This window comes from Agrobacterium sp. NPDC058088 (genome assembly GCF_042885035.1).
Classification (GTDB): domain Bacteria; phylum Pseudomonadota; class Alphaproteobacteria; order Rhizobiales; family Rhizobiaceae; genus Agrobacterium.
Genome location: NZ_JBHVSU010000020.1, coordinates 1 through 22,961 on the forward strand (window position 1 = coordinate 1; position 22,961 = coordinate 22,961).

14 protein-coding genes and 5 pseudogenes are annotated in these 22,961 nt (G+C 58.3%); 6 read left to right on the forward strand and 13 right to left on the reverse strand.

From position 1 onward, the window contains the following. Window positions 1-294: 294 nt before the first annotated feature. The 4 genes and pseudogenes from ACFVTJ_RS25100 to ACFVTJ_RS25115 all read right to left on the reverse strand — a co-directional run. Entirely contained in the window at window positions 295-1,548 is a 1,254-nt protein-coding gene (locus ACFVTJ_RS25100; RefSeq protein WP_386911228.1) for a type II toxin-antitoxin system HipA family toxin, read from the reverse strand. After that, the gene (locus tag ACFVTJ_RS25105) at window positions 1,541-1,852 is read right to left on the reverse strand and encodes a helix-turn-helix domain-containing protein (RefSeq protein WP_080802444.1); all 312 of its coding nucleotides are present in this window, start codon (window positions 1,850-1,852) and stop codon (window positions 1,541-1,543) included. Before ACFVTJ_RS25105 ends, ACFVTJ_RS25100 begins: the two co-directional genes overlap by 8 nt. 480 nt (window positions 1,853-2,332) lie before the next feature. Beyond that, the gene (locus tag ACFVTJ_RS25110; RefSeq protein ID WP_386911229.1) at window positions 2,333-5,590 is read right to left on the reverse strand and encodes an error-prone DNA polymerase; all 3,258 of its coding nucleotides are present in this window, start codon (window positions 5,588-5,590) and stop codon (window positions 2,333-2,335) included. Further along, window positions 5,587-6,000: pseudogene (locus ACFVTJ_RS25115) on the reverse strand (DNA polymerase Y family protein); the annotation flags it as partial. The gene ACFVTJ_RS25110 and the pseudogene ACFVTJ_RS25115, both read right to left, overlap by 4 nt. Window positions 6,001-6,184: 184 nt before the next feature. On the opposite strand from ACFVTJ_RS25115, the pseudogene ACFVTJ_RS25120 reads away from it, so the two are divergent. Continuing rightward, window positions 6,185-9,158, forward strand: a pseudogene (locus ACFVTJ_RS25120) (Tn3 family transposase). A gap of 52 nt (window positions 9,159-9,210) precedes the next feature. Here the strand turns inward: ACFVTJ_RS25120 and ACFVTJ_RS25125 are convergent. The 8 genes and pseudogenes from ACFVTJ_RS25125 to ACFVTJ_RS25160 all read right to left on the reverse strand — a co-directional run. Continuing rightward, window positions 9,211-9,586 (reverse strand): annotated as a pseudogene (locus ACFVTJ_RS25125) (IS6 family transposase); the annotation flags it as partial. Between the two features lie 356 nt (window positions 9,587-9,942). Continuing rightward, entirely contained in the window at window positions 9,943-11,202 is a 1,260-nt protein-coding gene (locus ACFVTJ_RS25130) for a glycerate kinase (RefSeq protein ID WP_386911230.1), read from the reverse strand. 12 nt (window positions 11,203-11,214) lie between these two features. Beyond that, window positions 11,215-12,489 (reverse strand): neutral trehalase, encoded by a 1,275-nt coding sequence (locus ACFVTJ_RS25135; RefSeq protein ID WP_386911231.1) that lies wholly within the window; start codon window positions 12,487-12,489, stop codon window positions 11,215-11,217. A gap of 28 nt (window positions 12,490-12,517) precedes the next feature. Next, window positions 12,518-13,576 carry an ABC transporter ATP-binding protein gene (locus tag ACFVTJ_RS25140; RefSeq protein WP_386911232.1) on the reverse strand — a complete coding sequence of 353 codons (1,059 nt, stop codon included), beginning with the start codon at window positions 13,574-13,576 and terminating at the stop codon, window positions 12,518-12,520. A 13-nt stretch (window positions 13,577-13,589) separates the two neighbouring features. Then, a complete protein-coding gene (locus ACFVTJ_RS25145) occupies window positions 13,590-14,432 on the reverse strand; it encodes a carbohydrate ABC transporter permease (protein ID WP_386911233.1) in 843 nt (280 codons plus the stop codon). After that, window positions 14,429-15,280, reverse strand: a complete 852-nt coding sequence (locus ACFVTJ_RS25150) for a carbohydrate ABC transporter permease (protein ID WP_386911234.1) — start codon at window positions 15,278-15,280, stop codon at window positions 14,429-14,431. Before ACFVTJ_RS25150 ends, ACFVTJ_RS25145 begins: the two co-directional genes overlap by 4 nt. Before the next feature lie 68 nt (window positions 15,281-15,348). Then, window positions 15,349-16,626, reverse strand: coding sequence for an extracellular solute-binding protein (locus ACFVTJ_RS25155; protein ID WP_386911235.1), 1,278 nt, complete (start codon window positions 16,624-16,626; stop codon window positions 15,349-15,351). Window positions 16,627-16,698: 72 nt separating this feature from the next. Further along, window positions 16,699-17,706: a LacI family DNA-binding transcriptional regulator gene (locus ACFVTJ_RS25160; RefSeq protein ID WP_386911236.1), complete on the reverse strand. Its 1,008-nt coding sequence runs from the start codon at window positions 17,704-17,706 to the stop codon at window positions 16,699-16,701. Between the two features lie 138 nt (window positions 17,707-17,844). Between ACFVTJ_RS25160 and ACFVTJ_RS25165 the strand changes: the two are divergent. The 5 genes and pseudogenes from ACFVTJ_RS25165 to ACFVTJ_RS25185 form a co-directional block, all read left to right on the forward strand. Beyond that, window positions 17,845-18,236: pseudogene (locus ACFVTJ_RS25165) on the forward strand (transposase); the annotation flags it as partial. A 266-nt stretch (window positions 18,237-18,502) separates the two neighbouring features. Then, window positions 18,503-18,843: pseudogene (locus ACFVTJ_RS25170) on the forward strand (transposase); the annotation flags it as partial. Window positions 18,844-19,111: 268 nt separating this feature from the next. Continuing rightward, the gene (locus ACFVTJ_RS25175) at window positions 19,112-20,041 is read left to right on the forward strand and encodes a proline iminopeptidase-family hydrolase (protein WP_386911237.1); all 930 of its coding nucleotides are present in this window, start codon (window positions 19,112-19,114) and stop codon (window positions 20,039-20,041) included. A gap of 22 nt (window positions 20,042-20,063) precedes the next feature. Next, window positions 20,064-21,446, forward strand: a complete 1,383-nt coding sequence (locus ACFVTJ_RS25180) for an APC family permease (RefSeq protein WP_386911238.1) — start codon at window positions 20,064-20,066, stop codon at window positions 21,444-21,446. Between the two features lie 213 nt (window positions 21,447-21,659). After that, on the forward strand, window positions 21,660-22,427 hold the full coding sequence (locus ACFVTJ_RS25185; RefSeq protein ID WP_386911239.1) for a FadR/GntR family transcriptional regulator: 768 nt from the start codon (window positions 21,660-21,662) through the stop codon (window positions 22,425-22,427). Between the two features lie 54 nt (window positions 22,428-22,481). Here ACFVTJ_RS25185 and ACFVTJ_RS25190 read toward each other — a convergent pair. Then, window positions 22,482-22,961, reverse strand: a 480-nt coding sequence (locus ACFVTJ_RS25190; RefSeq protein ID WP_386911240.1) for an IS630 family transposase, incomplete at its 5' end; no start/stop codon positions are given.

The window sequence follows — 22,961 nt, forward strand, 5'->3', positions numbered from 1 at the left end:
CAAGGCTAGCCGCAGGTCTAGACATAGTTCCTCACATTCAGAGAACTCGTATGCCCGACATACCCTACTCAGCATCAGCCGCGCCAGATGGGGTCCCCTTGCCGCTTACATTAGTACGCTGTTGGTCAGTTCAATATGAATTTATCTGCCGTCGCGGGATAAGGGCCATCGGTCGAGCTTACCCGTCGCAGGGAAGCGATAGACAAATCTTGATGTGAAGGGATTCGAACCAGCAACCCGATCGAGACTGGTGGGCCACGAAACTGCTAACGTGTTACGGAAAAACACCAATTGCTAATCAGCGCACGTGCCGAGGATCGGCGACATCAGCTTGATATGGGCATCAACCCGTTCCAACACTCTATCGGGTAGAACAGCTCGTTCAGGCAGAGACCACCAAAACCGGTTGACGCGCTCCACCGTCTCCGTAACAGCCTTCAGCACAGCAGCTTCCGGCAGTCGCGCACGATGAGCGAAGACTTTCCATCGCTGAGCGTTCATTGCCTTGAACGGCCTTTGACCGGCCAGCGACAGTGCCATAGCGTCCGACGGAATGTATGGGACTGTCGATAGCACATCATAGACTGGGGCGAGTGCCGGCTTGTCACCCTTCCCACGATAAATCAGCGACCAATTCTTGAGGTGCATGTCGCCGTTGCCTGTCAGCACAGCCAAAGCCAGTCGTCGGACGAACTCGAGGGCTGCCGCTGAAGAAACGGCGACCCCAATAGCCACAGCGATATCATGATATGCGGCCCCCTCATATTTTCGAGACGGATAGACGCCGAATACCTGAGCGAAATCTTCGATATGGACGCGCTCACCGCCGGCACCCCGATCGAAACGTTTGACGAGGAGGACTTTGCCGTCGGACAACGTTTCAAACTCCTCCGGGATACCCTCGAACTGCGATTGTTCCACGAGCTCGCGTTCCGGCACGTCCATACCAATCGCTTCGGCCAATGCGAGATTTGCAAATTCGTTTTCCGAGACAGCGGGAAATGATGTCGATGGAAACTTGGCGATATATGAACCCTGCTCGTCGCCTAAGGGGATCGTCAGACCGCCGCCCTTGCCTGTGTTTTTGATGACGGAGAGTTTCATCTGCACACCGGCGAGCGAAAACCGGGCCTTGGGTCTGGAGGCTGTCAAACCCTCATTACGAACAACGCTGCCTTCGCTCGGCACAATTCGGACAGCCCCCGGCAGATCCGATCCGAGTGCTGCAAGCAAATCGAAATCATTTCCTGCTCGCACGCTACCTGAGTGGTGCCTCTCCATCGCCTCGCGCAGTTTATCCTCTGGAAGAAGGTTCGCAAAGAACGATGGCAAAGCCCTTGCGACAGGCTTCGGGTCCTTCCGCAACCCCCCATGTGCCGCGCGAAATGACAAACTGAGCACTGGGAAACCACCCGTCTGTCGATAGCTCTCCTCAAAGCTGAACGCGTTGAAGTCTCCCGGCGTCCTCACGATCATGCCGACCTTGAGGTCGTTCAGCAGGACGTCCAGTGAGGTTATAGACCTTGGATCAAGAGGCGCGTCAGACATTGCCATCACCATCAGGACTGGCGACGAAAGCAGGAAGGTCGTCTTCGGCGCCACCTGGCTGCAATAAAGCTTCAACCGCCGGGACGATGGCCTGCGGGATGAGCATCAGTTCCAGACCAAGCGCACGACCAATGTTGATCAGAGTGGTCGTACGGGCAGCGCTGGCTCCAGCCTCAATCTCGCGGTACCGCGGACGCGATATACCCGCCATATCCGCAACCTGCTCCTGGGTGAGGCCCAAAGTCTTACGCGATGTCTTGAGCAGCCGCCCTATGTCCTGAAGAGCCTCCGAATCCGACTTCATATGATACCTTAACGATTCATCTGTCCCATTATGATATGTTTATGTATCTCACAGCATCTGCTCATGTCAAACTAAATGCCGCCAATAGGGATCATGTGAGGCTAAAAGATCTTCTTACAGATCAATTTTGTTTCCTCTACTGATAGGACGTTAGGCAATCTGTGCACCGAACCTGGAAGCATACCGCAATACAAGCTTCTTTAAATGTCCGCTTCTACCCGCCCGCGCTCGGCACTGGTGCCGAGAGAACGGAATAAGAGCATGGCAAAACACGATATTTCATCTTATCACTTTCAACGAAAGATCTCGGATTTCTGCGAGGTACGCATTGCGCCAATAGCCTCCAAGCGAATGCTGCAAAGCATGCTCCACATCGCCCCATGCAGATGCAAACCAAGCCCCGCATCTGTACGGGTCCTGCCGGTCGTCTCCGACTTGAGCCAATTCGAACGCCAGACCAGTAGTTTTACCAACCGCAACTCATTGAAAATTGCGGCTCTTCACCTTCAGTGTATCGATATGAAGATCGGGGACGAACATATCCCTTGGGACAATCGGCTTCGGCCTGTCGCGTGAATCCGGCCCGCCGCCTCCATGGGCAAATTCATTGCCTCGCCCGGTTGGGAGCTTGAACTCGGTATCCCGATCGGCCAGACCAACCAGATCCCCCGACAAGTCGAACAGCTGCTGTGCGACGAGATGGACGACCTCCCCTTCCCGCTGGATGCGACCGTTGATCGCCATCATCGACGATCCCAGCACTATGCGCCTGCGCTTCTCGAACACGGTAGGCCAGACGACGACATTGGCCGGCCCCGTCTCGTCCTCGATGGTGATGAACATCACACCCTTGGCTGATCCCGGCTTCTGCCGCACCAGCACGAGTCCAGCGGTGTAAACCCATCGGCCATCCCGGGCATTCATTGCCTCGGCACAGGTGATGATATTGCGTGCCGACAGGTCCTTGCGCAGAAAGGCGACTGGATGCTGGCGCAAAGTCAGCCCGATGTGACCGTAGTCCTCGATGACGTTGTGGCCGTCGGTCATTTGCCGAAGTGCGACTTCAGGCTCCTGCTGCTCGACGATCGTCGTTGCCTCGCGTTCAGCCGCAGCAGCAAACAGGGGCAAGGGTTCGTCGCGCAACGCCTTGATCGCCCAAAGGGCATCGCGTCGTTCGAGTTTGAGGGATGGCAGGAAGGCATCGGCCTCCGCCAGCTGGACAAGCGCTTCGGTTGGGATACTGGAACGCCGCCACATGTCATCTACCGAGGCGAACGGGCTGTTCATGCGCGCCGCCACTATACGCGCGGCGTCCACTACAGCCAACCCCTTCACCTGCCGAAACCCAAGCCGAACAGCATGTCGATCGGTAGACACAGTCCTTTCCAGCGTGCAGTCCCATCGCGAGCGGTTGACGCAGACCGGCCGCACCTCGACGCCATGCTTGATCGCGTCCCCGACGATCTGGGCCGGAGCATAAAAGCCCATTGGCTGGCTGTTGAGAAGGGCTGCGCAAAAGACATCTGGATAATGGCACTTGATATAGTTCGAAGCATAGGCGATCAGCGCAAATGAGGCCGCGTGGCTTTCGGGGAAACCGTAGGAGCCGAAGCCTTCAAGCTGCGAAAAGGTCTTTTCGGCGAACTCGGCCGAATATCCGTTCTTGACCATGCCGGAAACGAGCTTGTCCTTGAAGCGTGAGACGCCGCCGGTGAACTTGAAGGTCGCCATGGATTTGCGCAGCTGGTCGGCCTCACCACCGGTAAAGCCGGCACAGACCATGGCAACACGCATGGCGCTCTCCTGAAACAGCGGCACGCCCAGCGTCTTGCCAAGCACGGCCTCCAGCTCAGGGGTGGGATACTCGACAGGCTCCTTGCCTTCGCGCCGACGAAGGTAGGGATGCACCATGTCGCCCTGGATTGGGCCCGGCCGCACGATTGCCACCTGCACGACCAGATCGTAGAAGGTGCGGGGTTTCAGGCGCGGCAACATCGCCATCTGCGCCCGGCTTTCAATCTGGAATGTACCGAGCGTATCGGCCTTGCGGATCATCGCATATGTGGCGGCATCTTCCTGCTCGATCTTCGAGAGATCAAGATCTTCCCCCTTGTGCTCTCGAATAAGATCGAAGGTCTTGGCCATGCGGGTGAGCATCCCGAGCGCCAAGACATCCACCTTCATGAATTTCAGTGCCTCGACGTCGTCCTTGTCCCATTCGATGATCTGCCGGTCTTTCATCGTCGCTGGCTCGATCGGCACGAGATCGTCGAGCCGGTCATGGGTGAGGACAAAGCCGCCGGGGTGCTGACCGAGATGACGCGGCGCGCCCATAAGCTGCCGCGCGAGTTTGAGGGTGAGCGCTAAGCGCCGGTCATCGGGGTTGAGATTGAGTTCCCTGATGTTTCGGTCGGGAACTTCTTCCGACCAGGACCACATGCCCGACGATAGCGCCTTGATGACATCCTCCGGCAAGCCAAGCGCCTTACCGACATCGCGGATTGCGCCCTTGGCCCGGTAGCGGGTAACGGTTGCGCAGAGGGCCGCCTTGTCCTTGGTATAGGTCTTGTAGATCCACTGGATGACATCCTCGCGCCGTTCATGCTCGAAGTCGACGTCGATGTCGGGCGGCTCGTCGCGTTCCTGGCTGACGAAACGCTCGAAGAGGAGATCATTGGTTGAGGGGTCGATCGACGTGATGCCGAGGATATAGCAGACGGCGCTGTTGGCCGCCGATCCTCTGCCCTGACAGAGAATGCCCTGACTTCGGGCAAAGCGCACAATCGAAAACACGGTCAGGAAGTAAGGAGCGTATTTCATGGTGCGGATGAGATCGAGCTCGTGCCGAACGGTCTTTAAAACATCCGGTGGCAGGCCTTCCGGATAACGATCGGGCGCACATTCCCAGACATAATGCTCGAGCGACGCTTGGGCATCCTTGCCCGGCACGATGGCTTCCTCTGGGTATTGGTAGGTCAGCTCTTCAAGCGAGAATTTGCAGCGACGCACGATTTCCAGGGTTCGCGCCAAGGCCTCGCGATATTGCGGAAATAGCCGCTCCATCTCCTCCGGTGGCTTCAGATAACGATCCGCATGCCTCTCCCGCTCGAAACCGACATCGTCGATCGTGGTGTTGTGCCTAATGCAGGTGACGATGTCCTGCAATTGCCGGCGGCCGGGCTCATGGAACAGCACGTCATTGGTGACGACGGTTTTGACTTTGAACCGGCTCGCCATTTTGGATATCTCATGCAGACGCAGCTGGTCGTTCGGTCGCCGACGCAGACAGAGAGAGACGTAAGCGCGATCACCAAACGCTTGAGCCATTTTTCGAAGCTGCGCGGCACAGGTGGCATCCGGCAGATCAGGCACCAGAATGCCGATCATACCTTCCGAATAGGCGACGATATCGTCCCAATGCAGGATACAGTTGTTCTTGCCGCCACGCGATTTGCCAAGCGTGATGAGGCGCGTCAGACGCGAATAGGCGGATCGATCCATTGGATAGACAAGAAGCGACATGCCGTCCGCCAGATCGAGACGACAGCCGACGACCAGGCGCAGACCGGTGGCGCGGGATGCTTCCAGCGCCCGGACGATGCCTGCCAGCGAATTCCGATCGACGACGCCGAGCGCTTCGATCCCCAGGATCTTGGCGGTCTCGAACAGTTCCTGCGCCGAAGATGCGCCACGCAGAAAGGAGAAGTGCGTCGTGACCTGCAGCTCGGCGTAGCTCATGCGAAGATCCCGTGGCAGAACCAGCGATGGGAACCGGTTTCGGGATCGACCCCGTCGCCGGAGCGGAATACCCACAGGCGCTCGCCGGATTCGTCCTCAATAACAAAGTAATCGCGGACAGCTTCCATCTCCGCGTCGCGTTGCCACCACTCCCCAAAAATGCGTTCCGGGCCGTCGGCACGCTTCACTTTGCGACGTTTGCCGCGCCAGACGATGGAGACCGGCGGCCGGTCCGGCGTCAGCGCGATTGCCTCGATCAGCTCGGGTCGTGGCAAGAGCCGGACCGGCCGGCGCCAATGGCTGACCCAGGCAATGGCGATCGGTTCAGCGACGGGGCTGATCCGCTGGACGGAGCGTTCCGGCACATCAGAGGCAACCGGTGCGACGCGTTAGACCCGCTGGCCCCGATTGGGGTCGGAACAAGAGCAGTCCGAAATCGTACGCTAAGGTCGAACGAAACCGGAACGATACCGTAGATCGGATGTGCAACATCCGATCTCTGTGGATTGCCATCGACATGCGCCAATTTTGATTTCTCTGTCCGGCCCGACTCGACAACGCTCGACGTAGATTGGTCGTGAATGGAGTCGGGCGATGGCAAAGCGCAAGCTTCTCAAAGATCAAGATCGCCGGAGGCTTGTCGATATCCCAGTCGACGAGGACAGCTTAATCCGACACTATTCGTTGTCATTGGCGGATCGCCTGGAGATCGAACTGCGGAGACGTAATCACAATCGGCTCGGCTTTGCCATCCAGCTATGTCTAATGCGATACCCGGGTCGAGTGCTTGGAGCAGAAGAAACTCCGCCTCGCGCCATGCTGAAGTATGTTGCTGATCAGATCGGCGCCGCTCCAGACGAATTTGCCCTCTATGCACGCCGTGAAAAAACCCGTCGGGATCATATGGCGCGGCTAATGGTGTATCTGAATACGAGAAGCGCGACGCTGCAAGATCGCCGCGCCGCGCTATTGGCGGCAATTCAAGCGGCGACCATATCCGACGACGGTGCTGCGATAGCCAGTTCGGCTGTCGCCGCGTTTCGCGAACGCGGAGCTCTTCTGCCGGCGATCGACACGATCGAACGCATCGGCCTTGCCGGCCGTGCCATAGCCCGGCGGCGGGCAGAAAGAACCCTGATTGAAGACATCCCCCTCGATAGGCTTCAATCACTGGATAGGCTGTTAGAGGTTGACCCATCGATCGGCCAGACGCGCTTTCATTGGCTGCGTTCGGCGCCAGAAGCGCCGGCTGCGTCGAACCTCGTCGGGCTGACCGAGCGGATAGCTTTTCTGCGGCGTCTGGAGATCGATCCGGAACTGCAGGCGCGCGTATCATCCGGACGGTGGGACCAGATGATCCGGGAGGGCAACGCAACGCCGGCCTGGCTTGCCAACGACTTCAACGCCAACCGTCGCCACGCTCTGATCGTGGCTCAAGTCATCAAGCTTTCCCAGAAGCTCACGGACGATGCGGTGACGATGTTCATCAAGCTGATGGGCAAGTTGTTCTCGCAAGCCACTAATCGAAAGAAGCAGCGACAGATGGACTGCAGAGCAAATACCGCCAAAGCGCTGCGCATGTTTCTGGATACGATCACCGCCCTGCAATCCGCCAACGACTATGGTCGGAACGCATTGGATGTTCTCGACCAAAGAGTCGGCTGGGACCGGCTGCTTCGGATGAAGCCTGAGCTTGAGTCGATGGTCGACGACAACGAGGCACCGCCGTTGACCGTGGCAGCCGAACAATACGCGACCGTCCACGAATACATTGGTGCATTCCTTCAGGCCTTCACGTTTCGCTCGGCGCATCGCCACGACCCGCTTCTGGCGGCAATTGCGCTGCTGAAACGGCTTTATACCGAGAAGCGGCGGACACTCCCGGATCGCGTGCCGCTCACCCACCTCAGCCAAACTGATCGCGGCTTATCTTCGAACAAGGGAAACCTGATCGCCGTCTCTACGAGATCGCCACGCTAGCGGCTTTGCGAGACCGGCTTAGATCTGCGGACATTTGGGTCGACGGCAGCCGATCTTTCCGGCCGATTGACGAGCATCTGATGCCGCGGTCGACATTCATCACGATGAAGGAAGAAGATCGTCTCGGTTTGGGGTCCAAGGCGACGGCGCGCAGTGGCTTGCCGAAGCGTGTCAGATGCTCGAGTTCAACCTGCAGCGTCTCGCGCACTGAGCACGATCCGGAAAGCTCGAAGGAGTTCGTCTTGAGGTCGGAACGTTGATCGTCACACCAACCGCCGGCGAAGTCCCCGTGGCAGCAGAGGAACTGAATGCCGAGATCAGCGACATGTATCCGTTGGTCGAGGTTCCCGACTTGTTAAGGGAAGTGCATGAATGGACCGGCTTTGCGGATCACTTCACGCATGTTCGCACCGGCGACATCCCGAAAAACGTCTCTGCCATGCTCGCTGGTGGACTGGCCGATGCGACGAACCTTGGCCCAAAGCGAATGGCTGGCGCATCCAAGGGGATCAGCGCTCACCAGATTGGGTGGATGCGTACATTCCATGCTCGATCGGAGACCTACCGCGCGGCGCAAGCGTGCATCACCGATGCTCACACCCAGCATCCGCATTCCCGCCTGTGGGGCAATGGCACAACGTCATCGTCCGATGGCCAATTCTTCCGTGCGAGCGACCGAGCTGCCAAGCGCGGCGAAATCAACTTGCATTACGGCAATGAACCCGGATCGAAATTCTATAGCCATCTGTCTGATCAGTACGGCTATTTCAGCATTTTGCCCATCAGTCCGACCGAGAGCGAGGCGGCCTATGTGCTCGATGGGCTCTTCGATCAGGACACGGTCCTCGACATCCATGAACACTTTACCGACACAGGCGGGGCCAGTGATCATATCTTCGGGCTGTTCGCATTGATCGGAAAGCGGTTCTCACCGCGACTGCGCAATCTCAAAGACCGGAAGTTCCACACGTTCGAGAAGAGCGACGCATATCCGACCCTGTCGAACCATATCGGGGCGCAGATCAACACCACTCTTATCCTCGATCATTGGGACGATCTACTCCATCTCGCCGCGTCAATCACGAGGCGGTCCGTGGTGTCGTCTACAATCCTCAAGAAACTGTCCGCATCTCCGAAGCAAAGCCATCTCGCGAGGGCGCTCCGCGAACTCGGGCGTATCGAAAGGTCGCTCTTCATGATCGAATGGTACTCAAGCCCGGCACTACGGCGGAGATGCCAAGCCGGTCTCAACAAGGGCGAGGCCGCCCATAAGCTGAAACGCGCTGTCTTTTTCCACGAGCGAGGCGAGATCCGCGACCGGTCGTTCGAAAGCCAGGCGTTCCGCGCCTCTGGTCTCAACCTCGTCGTCAGTGCGATCGTCCATTGGAATACCGTCTATCTCGACCGTGCAATCACACAGCTGAAACGAGCGGGTCGAGATAATCCTGATACTCTGTTGAAGCACATCTCGCCGCTCGGTTGGGAACACATCAACCTTACCGGCATCTACACCTGGGATGCCGAACATCAGATGCCGAACGGATTTCGATCGCTCCGTCTGCCAGCCGGGCTACGTCGGGTCGCATAAGTTCTCATTCCGTTCGCCCTTAGCGTACGATTTCGGACTGCTCTTGTTCTGGCCTCTTTCTCATCAGCTTTAAGGCGGCCGCCTTGTTCCGTCGGTTTTGCAGCAGGGCGTCGAGCACGTAACCGTTCGCATCGACGGCGCGCCACAACCAACATTTCTTTCCCTTGATCGTCACCACTATCTCGTCGAGCTGCCACTTGTCGGAGAAGTGGCCCCGTGAACGGGGCCGCAGATGAGCAAATTTCAAGCCGAATTTTACCGCCCATTCCTAGACGGTCTGGAATGAGACGTTGATGCCGCGCTCAGCGAGCAGACTCTTCGATGTCACGGAAGCTGAGCGGGAACTGATAATAGAGCCATACGGCATGGGCAATCATTTCAGCGGAAAATCGGTGGCGTCTGAAGTGGGCGAGAGGGGCTTCGGTCATGAAAACCCGATATCAAGTCATTTAGAACAGGCAGTTAAGGCGACTCCACCGTTTTCTACCATACGCGAGCTGAGCGGGAAACGAAGACAAAGCCAGACGGCTTGTGCAATCACATCAGCTGGGAACCGGTCGCGGCGATAAAGGCGATCACGAACGGTTTGGGTCATGCTGAACGATCCCACAATTCCCTCGCGGGCCCGTTAAATTTACAGTTCCCCTTCAACGTCGCGGGCGTCGAATGTCAGGGGTATGTTTCCGCCTGCGTGAGCCTCCCGCGCAGCGTGCAGAGAAGCGCGGCCTCAATGTCCACGACAGCATGCGGATCTTCCACGATATCGATCGTTTTCATCAAGTTGTCACCTGACCAGAATAGCCCTGAAGTCGTTGACATTGGTGCCGGTCGGACCCGGCACGAACAGATCGCCGATCGCATGAAAGGCGCTCCAGGCGTCATTGCCACTCAACACCACAGAGGGGTCGATCCCGACCGCGCGCAACCGGCGGATCGTAGCGCCATCGGCAAATGCGCCGGCATTGTCCTCGCCGCCATCGATGCCGTCGGTATCGGCCGCAAGAGCGCACACGCCTTCGATTCCGTCGATATCCAGCGCCAGCGACAACAGGAATTCCGTGTTGCGTCCGCCTTTCCCTTTACCCCTGACGGTGACGGTCGTTTCACCGCCCGACAGCAGAAGCACCGGCTTTTCAAACGGGCGGTTTCGGCCGGCAACCTCGCGGGCGATGGCGGCATGCACCTTGGCCGACTCACGGGCCTCGCCTTCGATACTGTCGGACAGGATGACTGCGCGAATACCGGCCGTTTCGCAGGCCCGCGCCGCTGCTTCCAGCGAGACCGATGCCGACGCGATGATGTGATGGGTGCTACGGGCAAATTTCGGATCGGACGGTTGCGGCACCGGTGCAGCAGCACGCTCGATATGGGCAATGATATTGGCCGACAGGTCGATGTTGTACCGCCTGATAGCCTGAAGGGCATCGAGCGGCCCGGCCATATCCGGGACTGTCGGCCCCGAGGCAACGTAGGCAGGGTTGTCGCCGGGAATGTCGGACACGATCAGGCTGACCACGCGCGCCGGCCACGCGGCTGCGGCTAATCGCCCGCCCTTGATACGAGAGACCTGTTTGCGGATCCGGTTCATAGCAGAGATCGGCGCGCCGGATGCAAGCAGGATCCGGTTGAGCGCAATCTCGTCCTCGAGGGTCAGTCCTTTGGGCGGGGCCGGCAGCAACGCCGATCCACCGCCGGCAATCAGGGCGATAACGAGATCATCTGCAGTGAGACCATCGACCAGTCGCACCATCCGCTCCGATGCGGCAAGACCGGCGGCGTCCGGAACCGGGTGCGCCGCCTCCAGCACCTCGATCCGCTCGCAGGCGACACCGAAACCGTAGCGGGTGACAACGGCCCCTTCCAGAGGGCCGTCCCATGCGCGTTCGAGGGCACGGGCGAGATGGGCCGCCCCCTTTCCCGCCCCGACCACGATCGTGCGTCCCTTCGGCCGTTCGGGAAGATGGGCGCGGATCGCGACATCCGGGTCGGCCGCATCCACGGCTGCGGCAAACAGGGTGGCGAGAAACTGCCGGGACTGGTCCATGGGTTCAGCCTCTCACGCCACCTTGCCGGACAGTTCTATATAGGCCGCCGCCGTCCAGGAGAAATCGAGCCCGCCGCAACCTTCGCCCGTCAAAGGGTCGAAATATTCGGCAAAGCCGTTCGTCTCGATGGCGCGCACGGTGGAGCGGCGCAGGTCTTCGGCCATATCCGAACGATCGTTGCGGTTGAGACCGTCGATCAGCAGCCAGTTGATGATTGCCCAGGACGGACCACGCCAGTAGCGCTTGGCCTCGAAACCGGCATAATCCTTCGGTGTCGAGGGAAAGGCGACAATCATGCCGTTGGACCAAAGCTTCATTTCCTCACAGGCTGCATCGCGGATCGCCGGCTCCAGATCGAGCGCCAGCAACGGAATGAAGCCGGCCTGTGTCGGAGCGTGAATATCCTCACCGGAGATCAGGTCGCGCGAGACGAAGCGGCGCAGTGCAGGCCGCCATTGTGCGAGAAGCGCTTTCCGCGACAGCGCATTCATCGCGGCAATTTCATCGGCCTCCTCGTGACGGCCAAGCAGGCGGGCGAGCTTTTCGATTTCCTCGCCGGATTTGACGAGAATGGCGGTTGTCTGTACTTCGGCGATCTTGAAGGGGGCGCCCCTCCATTGGCGTGCCGGATCCCATCCAAAGGCGGCATAGGTATCGACCAGATGGATGAAGCGCTTGTAATCCTCGTCGCGCGGCCGCATCGCGGCATCCACATGGCCGAGATCCTTGCGCACGATCACGGTGTCGGTCGTCGTCGGCACCCTTGCCATCGCAAGATCCCATGCCGGCGAATTGTCGCTGCCGCTTTCCCAGGGATGCAGCAACGCCACCAGCCCGGTTCCTTCTGGGTCGCGCGCGGCATACCACCAGCGGTGCCACTTCAGCGCTGCCTCATAGAGCGGCAGGGTCCGCGCCGAAGCATCAGGCTTGCCGGCGGCAATGGCAGCATCGTGCACATGCTTGACCGCCATGCCGAAAACCGGGGGCTGGCTGATGCCCGATGTCGGGACGGTGTGCGCCGTGCGCCAGACCGAAGGGCCTGGAAAATAGGTGTCGCTCGGAGCGTGGAAGATGATGTGGGGGATCATGCCATCGGACCACTGTCCCTCAACGAGACGTTCCAGCTCCTGATAAGCACGCGGAATGTCATAGGCTGCAAAACCCATGGCGACAAAGGCTGAATCCCAGTTCCACTGAAAGGGATAGAGCCGGTCCGTCGGCACCGTATAGCCGCCGCGGTCGTTGGCGATGAGAATGTCGCGCGCCTTTTGGTAAAGGTCTGGCATCGGATTTTCCTTATGGAGCGTTTGAAATTCAGGCGGCCACAGGCTGCAGTGCCTGTCCCGTTTCAGGTACAAGCCAAGTGAGACGATCTGCATCGGGCTTCAGTCCGATACTTTCCCCCGCCTTGACGTTTTCGCCCGGCGGCAGAATGAACCGCACGGGTTGGCCTTCGATCGTGCCGGTCAAAAGCAGATGCGAACCCATCGGCTCGGAGACCCGCACATCCAACCGCAGACCATCGGCAAGGGTCGTGCGTGAAACGTTCTCGCCGCGCAGACCAAGCAGAATGTCGGAACCGCCGGTCTTCGGCACGGCATGGGTTTCGGAGCCAAGCTTGACCGAACCATTCTCAACCGGCAGCTTTATGAAATTCATCGGCGGATTACCCATGAAGCTGCCGACGAAGCGGGTGGCGGGATGGCTGTAGATCTCGACCGGAGGCCCGACCTGCTCGATGCGGCCGCCGTACATGACGGCGATCCTATCGGACAGACCAAGCGCCTCCGTCTGGTCGTGGGTAACGTAGATCGTCGTCGTGCCGGATGCCTGCAGCACCGATTTCAGCTCCGTACGCATTTCCAGCCGCAGGAGCGCATCGAGGTTCGACAGCGGTTCGTCCATCAGCAGAACCTGCGGCTCGACGGCAAGCGCGCGGGCAACGGCGACACGCTGGCGCTGTCCGCCCGACAGCTTGTTCGGGTAGCGATCGAGATAGGGCTCGATATGCAGGAGGGCTGCCGCCTTCTCCACCTGTTTCTTCACACGCTGGTCGTCCGCCTTCTGCATGCGCAGCCCGAAGGCGACGTTCTCGAAGACTGTCATGTGCGGGAACACGGCATAGTTCTGGAAGACCATAGCGAGACCACGGTCTTTCGGCGCCAGACCATTGACCGGCTTGCCACCGATCAGGATTTGCCCCGACGTCTCGGTCTCGAGCCCGGCGATGATGCGCAGGAGCGTGGTCTTGCCGCAGCCCGAAGGCCCCAGCAGCGAGACGAATTCGCCGTCGCCGATGGTCAACGAAATTTCCTTCAGCGCGTCATAGGCCCCAAAAGTCTTCTTGATGCGATCGATAACGATATTGGCCATTGTGGAAACTCCGTTATTTGCTGGAAACGCCCCAGATCGCGAACAGGTAGCGCCTGACCGCGAAGATGAAGACGACGGACGGAAGGATGAGCATGAGGCCGCCGGCGAAGCGGTAGTGCAGCGGGCTTTCGGACAGCACCGTCAACAGATAGGCCGTCAGCGTACGGTTGCTGACGGTCAGCACCGATGCGGCGAACACCTCGTTCCACGAGATGACGAAGGCGAAGACGGCGGTGGCGACGATACCGGGCAACGCCAGCGGGGCGACGATGCGCAGGAAAGCCTCGATCCGCGAGCAGCCGAACACCCAGGCGGCCTCTTCCAATTCGCGTGGAACGCCAAGAAAGATGCCCTGCGTCACCAATGCCGCAAACGGCAGCGCCAGAACGGTATGCACCAGACCGACGCCAAGCACGGTATCGTAAAGCCCGACCCGGATGAAGGAAACCGTCAACGGAAGCGCGAGGATTGCGAGCGGAAAGGCGCGGGTCAGCAGCACCAGCAGACGGTAGCTGTCCTTGCCGGCGAAAGTGTAGCGCGCCAGGGCATAGCCGGCCGGCGCGCCGAGCAGGATCGACAGGACAACGGTGATGAGTGCCGCGCCAAGCGAATTCATGAAGGCGGAACCGACGCCTTCCGTGTTGAGGAACAGGAGGAAAGGCTCGATCGACACGTTGGTCGGCAGGATGGATTTCGGCCATTGGTAGACGCCGGTGCGCCCGCCGAAGGCACCGAGCGCGACCAGATAGATCGGGATCAGCACCCAGGCGCAGAGCGCCGCGATACCGCTCCAGAAGAGGACTCTTCGCGCCGAGGCGAAGCTTGCAGGCCGGGTTGTGCTTGTCACTGTGCTCATGGCAGACGCTCCGGATCGACTTTGACGACTTTGAGATAGACCAGTGTCGCAGCGAGCGAGATCACCATGATCAGCACCGCATAGGCTGCAGCCACGCCATAGTTCTGGTTCTGGTTCTGCCAAGTGTAGGCTTCGCCCACGAGCACCGGCAGGTTCGTGCCGCCAAGCGCATAGACAACCGCGAACACCTCGAAGGCGAGCACCGTGCGCAGGATCAGCGCCGACTGCAAGGCCGGTTTGATCAGCGGCAGCGTGATCCGGTAGAACCGTGTCCAGCGGCCGGCGCCAAAGATTTCGGCAGCTTCGCGGAATTCTTTGGGCACCTGGTTCAGACCGGCGACGATGATGATCATGACGATTGCCGTGCCGCGCCAGATTTCAGCGATGGCGATGGCGATGAACAGCGCGATCGGCGTCTGGTAAGACAGCCAGCTCGCTTGCTGCTTAATGATGCCGAGGCTGAAGAGCAGGCTGTTGAGATAGCCGCTGTTCTGCAGGATCGACAGCCAGACGAGGCCGGCGGCAAGATCGGAGATGCCGAGCGGAATCGTCCAGATCCACAGGATGGTTTCGCGCCCGGCGCCGATCTTGGCGACCATCGTGCCCATGGCGAGCGCCATCATCACCTGTATCGGCACGACGGCAAGCGTCAGCAGGAACGTGTTGCGCACCGCGGCGGAGAAGTTGAGATCCCCCGTCATCGTCTTGAAATTGGCGAGCGACGGCACGCCGCCTTCCGATATGGCGAGCCAAAGCGTCTGGACCAGCGGCACCAGGAAAAGCAGCGCCAGGAACACGACCGAAGGCGCGATCAGGAGATAGGGTATCCAGGAGCGATTGTTCTGCATGGGCAGGTTCCCGATGATTTTGGGGAACTCCGGGCCGTCGAGACCCGGAGCTTTGGATGATGCCCGCCTCACTCGACGGGGCATGGTCCCTGGCTTGCGGCATCCGGCGCCCAGCAGGCAGCACCCGTGTCGGTCATCAGCTTGGCCAGTGCGGCTCCCTGTTCGCCAAGAACGGTCGCGACCGGCTCCTCCCGCAGAACGATCCGCTGGAACGTGTCCATATAGACCTTGTTGAACTCGCCGCCGCGATCCCCGAGCCCGACGGGCAGAAGCGAGATCAGCGCATCCTTTGCCGTCTGCGTGGCGTCCACACCGGCGGCCAGAAGCGCGATGCCCGGATCGATGTCGGCGGGAAGCTTGGCGTCCACGACCGGGAAGAAACCGACCTTCTGCGCGGTCAGGATCTGCGTTTCCGGCTTCACCAGATGCTCGATGACGGCCGTCGCACCGGCCTCATCCGGAGCGCCTTTGGGGATCGCAAGGCCGGCGATGACCGGCATGTAGCCCCGTCCCTTGGGACCGGCCGGCGCCGGGAAGATCACATACTGGTCCGGCTGCAGCGAGACCGCCTCCCTCAGACGGGCGATGTGATCCCAGGCCACCCAGACCTCGTCGGCCAGCAGCGGCTCCTGCATGAAGTTGTAGTTGGTCGAGTTGGGATTGACGACGGACCAGAGCGCCTTGAAGCTCTCCCAGCCTGCCGCCGCATCAGCCGACTTGAAGGGCCGCACCACGCCGCCGGTAAAGGACGGATAGAAATAGCCCTGGAAGAAGCGCGGCATGAGGCCCTTGGGGCCAGCCGGGAAGCCGATCCGGGCCTGACCGGTCTCGGCCTGCATCTTCTTGCCCCATTCGATCAGTTGATCATAGTTGAGCGCGTTGATGTCGGCCCCTTCGGGCAGATAGGGAAGCGCCTGCTTGTTGGCGGCCATCACGTAGGTCGCCTGCATCCAGGGAATATACTGCTGCTTGTCCTTGCCGAGCTTGCCGAGATCCAGGATCGCCTTTGGCATGCCGCCGGTGGCCAGCTTTGCGGCGAGATCGTCGAGCGGCACGAAGCCGTCCTTGGCGGCGATCGGCGAAAGCTCGCCATGCAGCGCGCCGACGAGGCTGATCGTATGCGTGCCTGCCTGCCGTTCCGCTTCCAGGCGCACGGCAAACTGCGGCGGTTCCTCAACGACATATTGAATCGGGGCTGACACGCCGGCCAGTATGCTATCGCGCACCACCGTCGCCTCTTCGATCGGCCGCAATTGTGTCGACAGGAAAATGGTATCGGCGCTCGCCACGTTATTTGCCAAAAGGCTTGAGGCCGCGACAAGCCCCAACAAGATTGAACGTTTCATGCTGTCTCCTCCATTTATGAATTTACTCACAGGAATGGCATTTCCGTCCGCACTATCAGACGTGCGGTGACATCACCGCTCTCCCGAGCGGTGATGGCTCGCCCTCGGCACGAACGCCACGGGATAGATTTCCTGCAGGTCCTCGGCAGGTTCGCCAGCAATGGCGCGCAGCAAAAGTGCAGCGAGCCTCTCGCCGAAATCGGCGCCGGACATGCGCATTGTCGAAAGCGGTGGCGCGCTGTATGCGCCCATCGGCAGGTCGTCATGGCCAATAATGCTGACGCGATCTCCACCTTCGACTTCACGCAAGGCGCGCAAGGCCCCGATCGCCATTTCATCGGTGGCGCACAGAAGCGCTGTAGGCCTGACCGCGCCAGACAACAATGCTCGCGCCGCCTCGTATCCCCCAAGTTCGGTGGGATCCCCCACGGAAAGCAGATCGGCAGAAAGACCCCGCTCGGCCAGTCCCGCTTCCCAGCCAGCTCGGCGCAGATGGGCGAACATATAATCCTGAGGTCCGGCTACGTGTCCGATGTGAACATGGCCCTCGTCGGCAAAACGCGATGTCGCATCGCGAAATGCCGAAAGGCCATCGCCGTCAATAAAGGGATGCTGAATGCCCGATTCCGTGCGCCCATGTGTAACAAACGGAATACCGCGCGACTGCAGGAAGGACACCCGCTCATCGTAACGCTTGGTTCGCACTAGGACCATTGCTTCGACACGCTGCCCATCGACGAAGCGGCGGCACATATCCAGTTCGCTCTGCCCACGCGGAACCGGCGCAATCACGAGATTCAGACCCGCTGCAGCAAGATGCTCGGCGCAATCGGAAAGCATATCAACGAAATGCGGCGGGCCGATTTGCCCCGGCGCACTGGGGAGCGTCACAGCAACAAGCTCCGCGCGCTTGCGGCGCAAACGCCGTGCGGAAGCGTTCGGCTGATAACCGACATTGTCTGCGGCCTCACGCACCCGCTGACGCGTAGTAGCTGAAACGTCGGAATACCCATCCAGCGCCCGCGACACGGTCGTGATCGACAGGCCCAGAGACTGCGCCAGTTGCTTAAGGTTTGACATAGTTCCTCCCAAAACGTTTTGGATCATTGAGCCAAAACGTTTTGGAAGTCAAGAGGGTTGCAAAACGTCGTCGACCAATGGCATCAGGCCAAGACACGAATTCCCGGGTGATAGCGCGTGCTCGGTTAATACGGATAGATCGCGGCCAGCACAGTCGATCCCGAAAATGCTGTTCCTCGCAAGGAGCGCAGAGCACGCGCGCTGCCCCGAAACCTCACGCGGGTCGAGTATGCGATCGAGACCAATAGCATACGAAGGGGTCAAACGAAGCGCTGTTTGCGCAGATCACAGTGTCAAAGCATTCCGAACATATGCCGTTAAACCGTTAGGCAGCAGTTATGGCGCGACACGAAGTGCTGATCGATCGCAAGGCCCCGACCGATTGGATTGGCCGAGTGGATTCTGCGGTCGGGCCGGTGGTCGACCACATAATCGTTGTCCCGAAGCGAGGGAGTTCACGACTTTATGTCGATGAGACCACAGCCTTGGTGTTGAATTGGGGACACGGCAAAACGAAAACTGGCTATTTCTGAACTGTTCTGCGCGATGATTGAGAGCCACAGCAAAAGGTGACAAAAAAACGTGCTGGCAATTCCGACACAACACAAACTTTCTTACGAAACGCAACATAGTGCTTTCAGATACTCTACGGGCCGCCAAAGTTAAGTTTTCGGAAACATAATTAGTGAAATTCTAAGTGCAACATACGTTTCGATCTCACCTACGATACGCTTAACGAACGTTCGACACAGTGATTTCCTGCGCCTCCCGGTCGTCAGCTAGAAAGGCTGCAGAGTGGTGCGATACCCATGCCATGAACCAGCATCTGATTGAAATCGCTAGAAGCGTCACTGAGGATGGGCACGCCATTCTCATAGTGGACCAAGCGGGAAGGCAAATGTCCAACAACCTGGCCGTCCCCAAAAACATCACCATCCTGCCTTTGCCGCCGAAACCGCCCGAGTTGAACTCCGTTGAAAACATCTGGCAGTTCATGCGGGACAACTGGCTATCCAACCGCATATTCAAGTCCTACGAGGATATCGTCGACCACTGCTGCTACACTTGGCGAGCACTGCAGAGCGGCCACGGAAGATCCCGTCAATTGGCCGACGGCAATGGGCGCAAGGGTTCTGATCAATGACGCTCCAGGACAATGTTTGCAGGCGCACAAAACGTTTCCGAGAGATATTTGGAGCGGAAAACTCGTAAAATTTCATATGTCAAACGCTGTCATGCGCAGAGTTAGCGATTTAACCAACTGATTTAACGAGATTTTTTTGCGGTTTTCCGCACCAGATAAATTTACCTCTAAAAGGTATTTACATAGAACCTTTTACATTTAAGGTATTTTCATAATACCTTTAAAAAGGCAAAATTGTAACAGCCGGTGAAGGAGGGAACTTTGCTAGTCAACAATACCCAGCATATCGTTCAGCAACACATCATACCGTTTGGAGATTACTTCACGTGGGCACGGGTCACCACCGCTTCGCTCGATCGAACGATACTGCCGCCGATTATTATCTTACACGGAGGCCCTGGCCTCTCGCACGACTACTGTCTCCCTATGATCGACCTGTGTACAGATGGCCGTGCGGTCATCCATTATGATCAAATCGGAGGTGGTCGTAGCACTCACCTTGGTGATGCACCTCCAGAGTTCTGGACAGTCAATCTATTCGTCGAAGAGCTGAAAAATCTCGTTGACTACTTCGATCTGAGACAAGGTTTTCACATCCTCGGCCAATCCTGGGGCGGAATGCTCAGCCCCGAATACGTTCTACGTTATCCCGAAGGCGTCTTAAGCATGACGTTGTCAAATTCTCCAGCTTCGATGCCGCTGTGGTCACAGGGAACCGCTATCCTTCTCTCCAAGTTGCCCGCCGATATCCAATCGCGCGTCCATCACCACGAGGCAGCCGGCACAACTGCTTCTACCGAATATCAGGCTGCGGTGGAGGCATTCTATGATCGGCACCTTTGCCGCATTCAACCCAGGCCTGAAGTTTTGCGGGACAGCTTCGAGCATTTGGCGGCTGACCCGACCGTCTACCACACAATGGTTGGACCCAGTGAATTCTCAGCCGTTGGGACCCTTAAAGATTGGTCAGTTGTTGACCGCTTGCATCAGATATCCGTACCGTCACTGGTGCTGGCTGGCGAGTTCGACGAAGCCACTCCAACCGCATGGGAACCTTTTGCCTCTCTCCTACAAAACGTCGAGACCCACGTTTTCATTGGCGCCAGCCACACACCACACCTTGAAACCCGCGACGAATATTTCGCCGTGGTGAGCAAGTTTTTAGCCAAGCATGACATGCAACACGATTAATCAAAACAGGGGAACTACGAGAATGCAGCAAACACAAGAAGCATCCGCTTCAGCGAACACACTGGAATCGCTGGGCTATCATCAGGAACTCAAGCGTACGATGTCGCTGACAGATGTCGTAGTCTACGGACTTATTTATATGGTCCCTATGGCGCCAATTGCCGTTTTCGGCTTGATTTCCAACTTCTCATTGGGCATGACCGTGTTAGTATATTTGGTGGCGGCCGTTGCCATGGTTTTCAGTGCGCTCTGCTATAAGGAGATGGCCAAGCGCTATCCCGTTGCTGGATCAGTTTACTCCTACGTCCGCTTCGGTATGAACAACTACTTCGGCTACCTCGCAGGCTGGGCGATCCTGCTTGACTATTTGCTTTTGCCCGCTCTGCTCTCTGTTTTTGCGGCAAGTGCAATGGCGGGGCTCTGGCCGGCCATACCAACGTGGATATGGGTCTCTGTCTTTGTGCTCTTGGCAGCCGGGATCAACCTTGGGGGTATCAATCTCACCGCGAAAGTGAATATGCTGTTTCTTTGGATACAGCTCGCCGTGATCGCTGTTTTCGTGGTTGCCGTCGGGATTGATCTGGCCAACGGGCATGTAGCACTTTCCATTACACCCCTTTTCAACAGTGCAACCTTCTCTTGGACCATCGTGTTCGGTGCCATCCCGATTGCGGCCCTAAGCTTCGTCGGCTTCGACGCGATCTCAACTCTGAACGAGGAAGCAAAGGGCGGCGGCGAAACGGTTTCGCGGGCGACGATGATCGTGCTTGTGGCCGTAACGGTTCTTTTTATTCTTCAAGTCTATCTCGCGTCGCTATACGTTCCGCAGGGAACGATATTTGCGGAAGGCGATGCAACCAATAATGCCTTCTATAATATCGCGGGCCAAGTCGGAGGAGATTGGCTTCGTATTCTCGTTACTCTGACATCGGCGCTGATTGCAATCTTTGCTAATTCGATTGCATCACTTTCGACCTCTTCGCGTCTGATTTTCAGCATGGCGCGCGACCGTCAACTGCCTGGCGTGTTCGCCTCCGTCAGCACGATGAAAAACGTCCCGCGAAACGCAACTCTGCTAATCACTGCGTTGTCCTTGATCATAGGTATTTTTGGTGCGGAAAATCAGGGTCTGCTTACCACGCTCGTGACGTTCGGTGCGCTGACTGCCTATATTCTTTTGAACCTCGCCGTGCTTTTCCGCTTCGGGATCGTCGATCGTAGCCCCAAACTGTTTCTGCACTGGATATCACCCATCGCCGGCACGATCATTCTCGCCTACGCGCTGTGGCATGCCGACGTGCATGCGCAGATCGTCGGATCGATCTGGATGGCCGTCGGCTTCGTCATTGCGCTCGTCCTGCGCTTCGCTGGCCGCCTTGAAGCGACGGCACAGACCGGAGTTTAATCCTACGCCGCGAGCAGTCTCTAGAGACGCTCGCGGTTCAGCTTCCACGCTATATGTAACATCCGCCGACAGGTCACAGCGTTTCTTCGTCGGCGTTACAATCCAGCCCCAGCCAGTGTGACCATTCGATGACTAAATATACATCCGGTTGCAGTCGCAGTGAGACGACTGTAAACCGGACAATCATATCGATAGCAAGGTCTGGTGTACTGCATGACTGACTCGGGAAATAATGAAGAAATCCAAGCAGTGCTAGACACAATCGGCGGTGGAATGGTCATAACAACTGCGCGTCAAGAACTTGCCGACCGCATTGTGGCGGCGATAGCCGTTGGTGCCTATTCGCCAGGGGAGCAACTACCATCGGAGCGAGAACTTGCAGAACGGCAAGGGGTGAGTCGCGTGACCGTCAGGGGTGCAATCGAAATCGTCCGCGAAAAGGGATTGCTTACCTCAAGGCGCGGCCGCAGCGGTGGAACATTTGTCACTGACATTGACGTGGATCAAGTTGCGCCGGGGACTACGCTCAGGGTCCTGCAAGAAGAGGTACCGCGGCTTCGGGCCTTCATGGATTTTCGCTGTCTCATAGCCGGACTTGAAGCTCGAACCGCAGCTGAAAGGCGCACCCCACAACAAGCCGAAAGACTGGCGAGCATTCTCGTAAATTTTTGTGCCACCGAGGATGCGTCAGAGGCGCGCAGGATTGATGTAGAGCTTCACAACTTCATCACCATCATGGCGGCCAATGAACGACTTGCAGCCGTCACCGCTCAACTTCATGCGCGGGCAACGATGGGTCTTGGGGCTGAGCCCTATCCGCCGCAATACCTAGAGAGGGTACGTCTAGAACATACCCAGATTGTCAAAGGGATAGTTGAGCAGAATTTGGAAAGGGCATTCGAAGCTGCCTACAGGCACTTCTCCCTGACACTAACAATTGCCGAGGATGCACTCCAGAAATCATTGTCAACTATCCGGTAGAGCTAGATTGATTTGTCTGAACAGTTTCAGCCGTTAGGCTAGAGCAGATCCTGTTCAATCCGGGTCATATCCTGCAGCCCTGAAGTAGTTTGCGCATTCCTGCGATGTGAATCGGGGGATCAATGTGCCGACGGCATCCCATAGGGCGTCGATTTTCCGCTCCGCCCGAGCCCTTAGCATAGCTTTCAATTTCGAGAATGCGTTTTCGATGGGATTAAAGTCGGGACTATAGGGTGGCAGGAACATGAGTTTGGCGCCGGCGCGCTCGATGGCGTCGCGCACCCCGGCTGCCTTGTGGGCCGGCAGGTTGTCCATAACGACGACGTCGCCGTTCTGAAGGGTCGGCGAGAGCACTTGCTCGACATAGGCCAGGAAGACATTGCCGTTCATCGCTCCACCGTAAACGAAGGGTGCGGTCATGCCTGTGAGGCGGAGCGCGCCGGTGAATGTCGTTGTTTTCCAGTGGCCATGCGGCACGCCAGCTCGGCAACGCTCACCTCGAATGGCACGCCCTCGCAGGCGCGCCATCTTCGT

What these genes read in the sequence shown, in the direction of transcription:
- ACFVTJ_RS25160 (WP_386911236.1), bottom strand. Translation starts at nt 17,706, where the DNA reads ATGTCAAACCTTAAGCAACTGGCGCAGTCTCTGGGCCTGTCGATCACG.
- ACFVTJ_RS25150 (WP_386911234.1), bottom strand. Translation starts at nt 15,280, where the DNA reads ATGCAGAACAATCGCTCCTGGATACCCTATCTCCTGATCGCGCCTTCG.
- ACFVTJ_RS25135 (WP_386911231.1), bottom strand. Translation starts at nt 12,489, where the DNA reads ATGCCAGACCTTTACCAAAAGGCGCGCGACATTCTCATCGCCAACGAC.
- ACFVTJ_RS25185 (WP_386911239.1), top strand. Translation starts at nt 21,660, where the DNA reads ATGACTGACTCGGGAAATAATGAAGAAATCCAAGCAGTGCTAGACACA.
- ACFVTJ_RS25105 (WP_080802444.1), bottom strand. Translation starts at nt 1,852, where the DNA reads ATGAAGTCGGATTCGGAGGCTCTTCAGGACATAGGGCGGCTGCTCAAG.
- ACFVTJ_RS25100 (WP_386911228.1), bottom strand. Translation starts at nt 1,548, where the DNA reads ATGTCTGACGCGCCTCTTGATCCAAGGTCTATAACCTCACTGGACGTC.
- ACFVTJ_RS25180 (WP_386911238.1), top strand. Translation starts at nt 20,064, where the DNA reads ATGCAGCAAACACAAGAAGCATCCGCTTCAGCGAACACACTGGAATCG.
- ACFVTJ_RS25155 (WP_386911235.1), bottom strand. Translation starts at nt 16,626, where the DNA reads ATGAAACGTTCAATCTTGTTGGGGCTTGTCGCGGCCTCAAGCCTTTTG.
- ACFVTJ_RS25145 (WP_386911233.1), bottom strand. Translation starts at nt 14,432, where the DNA reads ATGAGCACAGTGACAAGCACAACCCGGCCTGCAAGCTTCGCCTCGGCG.
- ACFVTJ_RS25140 (WP_386911232.1), bottom strand. Translation starts at nt 13,576, where the DNA reads ATGGCCAATATCGTTATCGATCGCATCAAGAAGACTTTTGGGGCCTAT.
- ACFVTJ_RS25110 (WP_386911229.1), bottom strand. Translation starts at nt 5,590, where the DNA reads ATGAGCTACGCCGAGCTGCAGGTCACGACGCACTTCTCCTTTCTGCGT.
- ACFVTJ_RS25130 (WP_386911230.1), bottom strand. Translation starts at nt 11,202, where the DNA reads ATGGACCAGTCCCGGCAGTTTCTCGCCACCCTGTTTGCCGCAGCCGTG.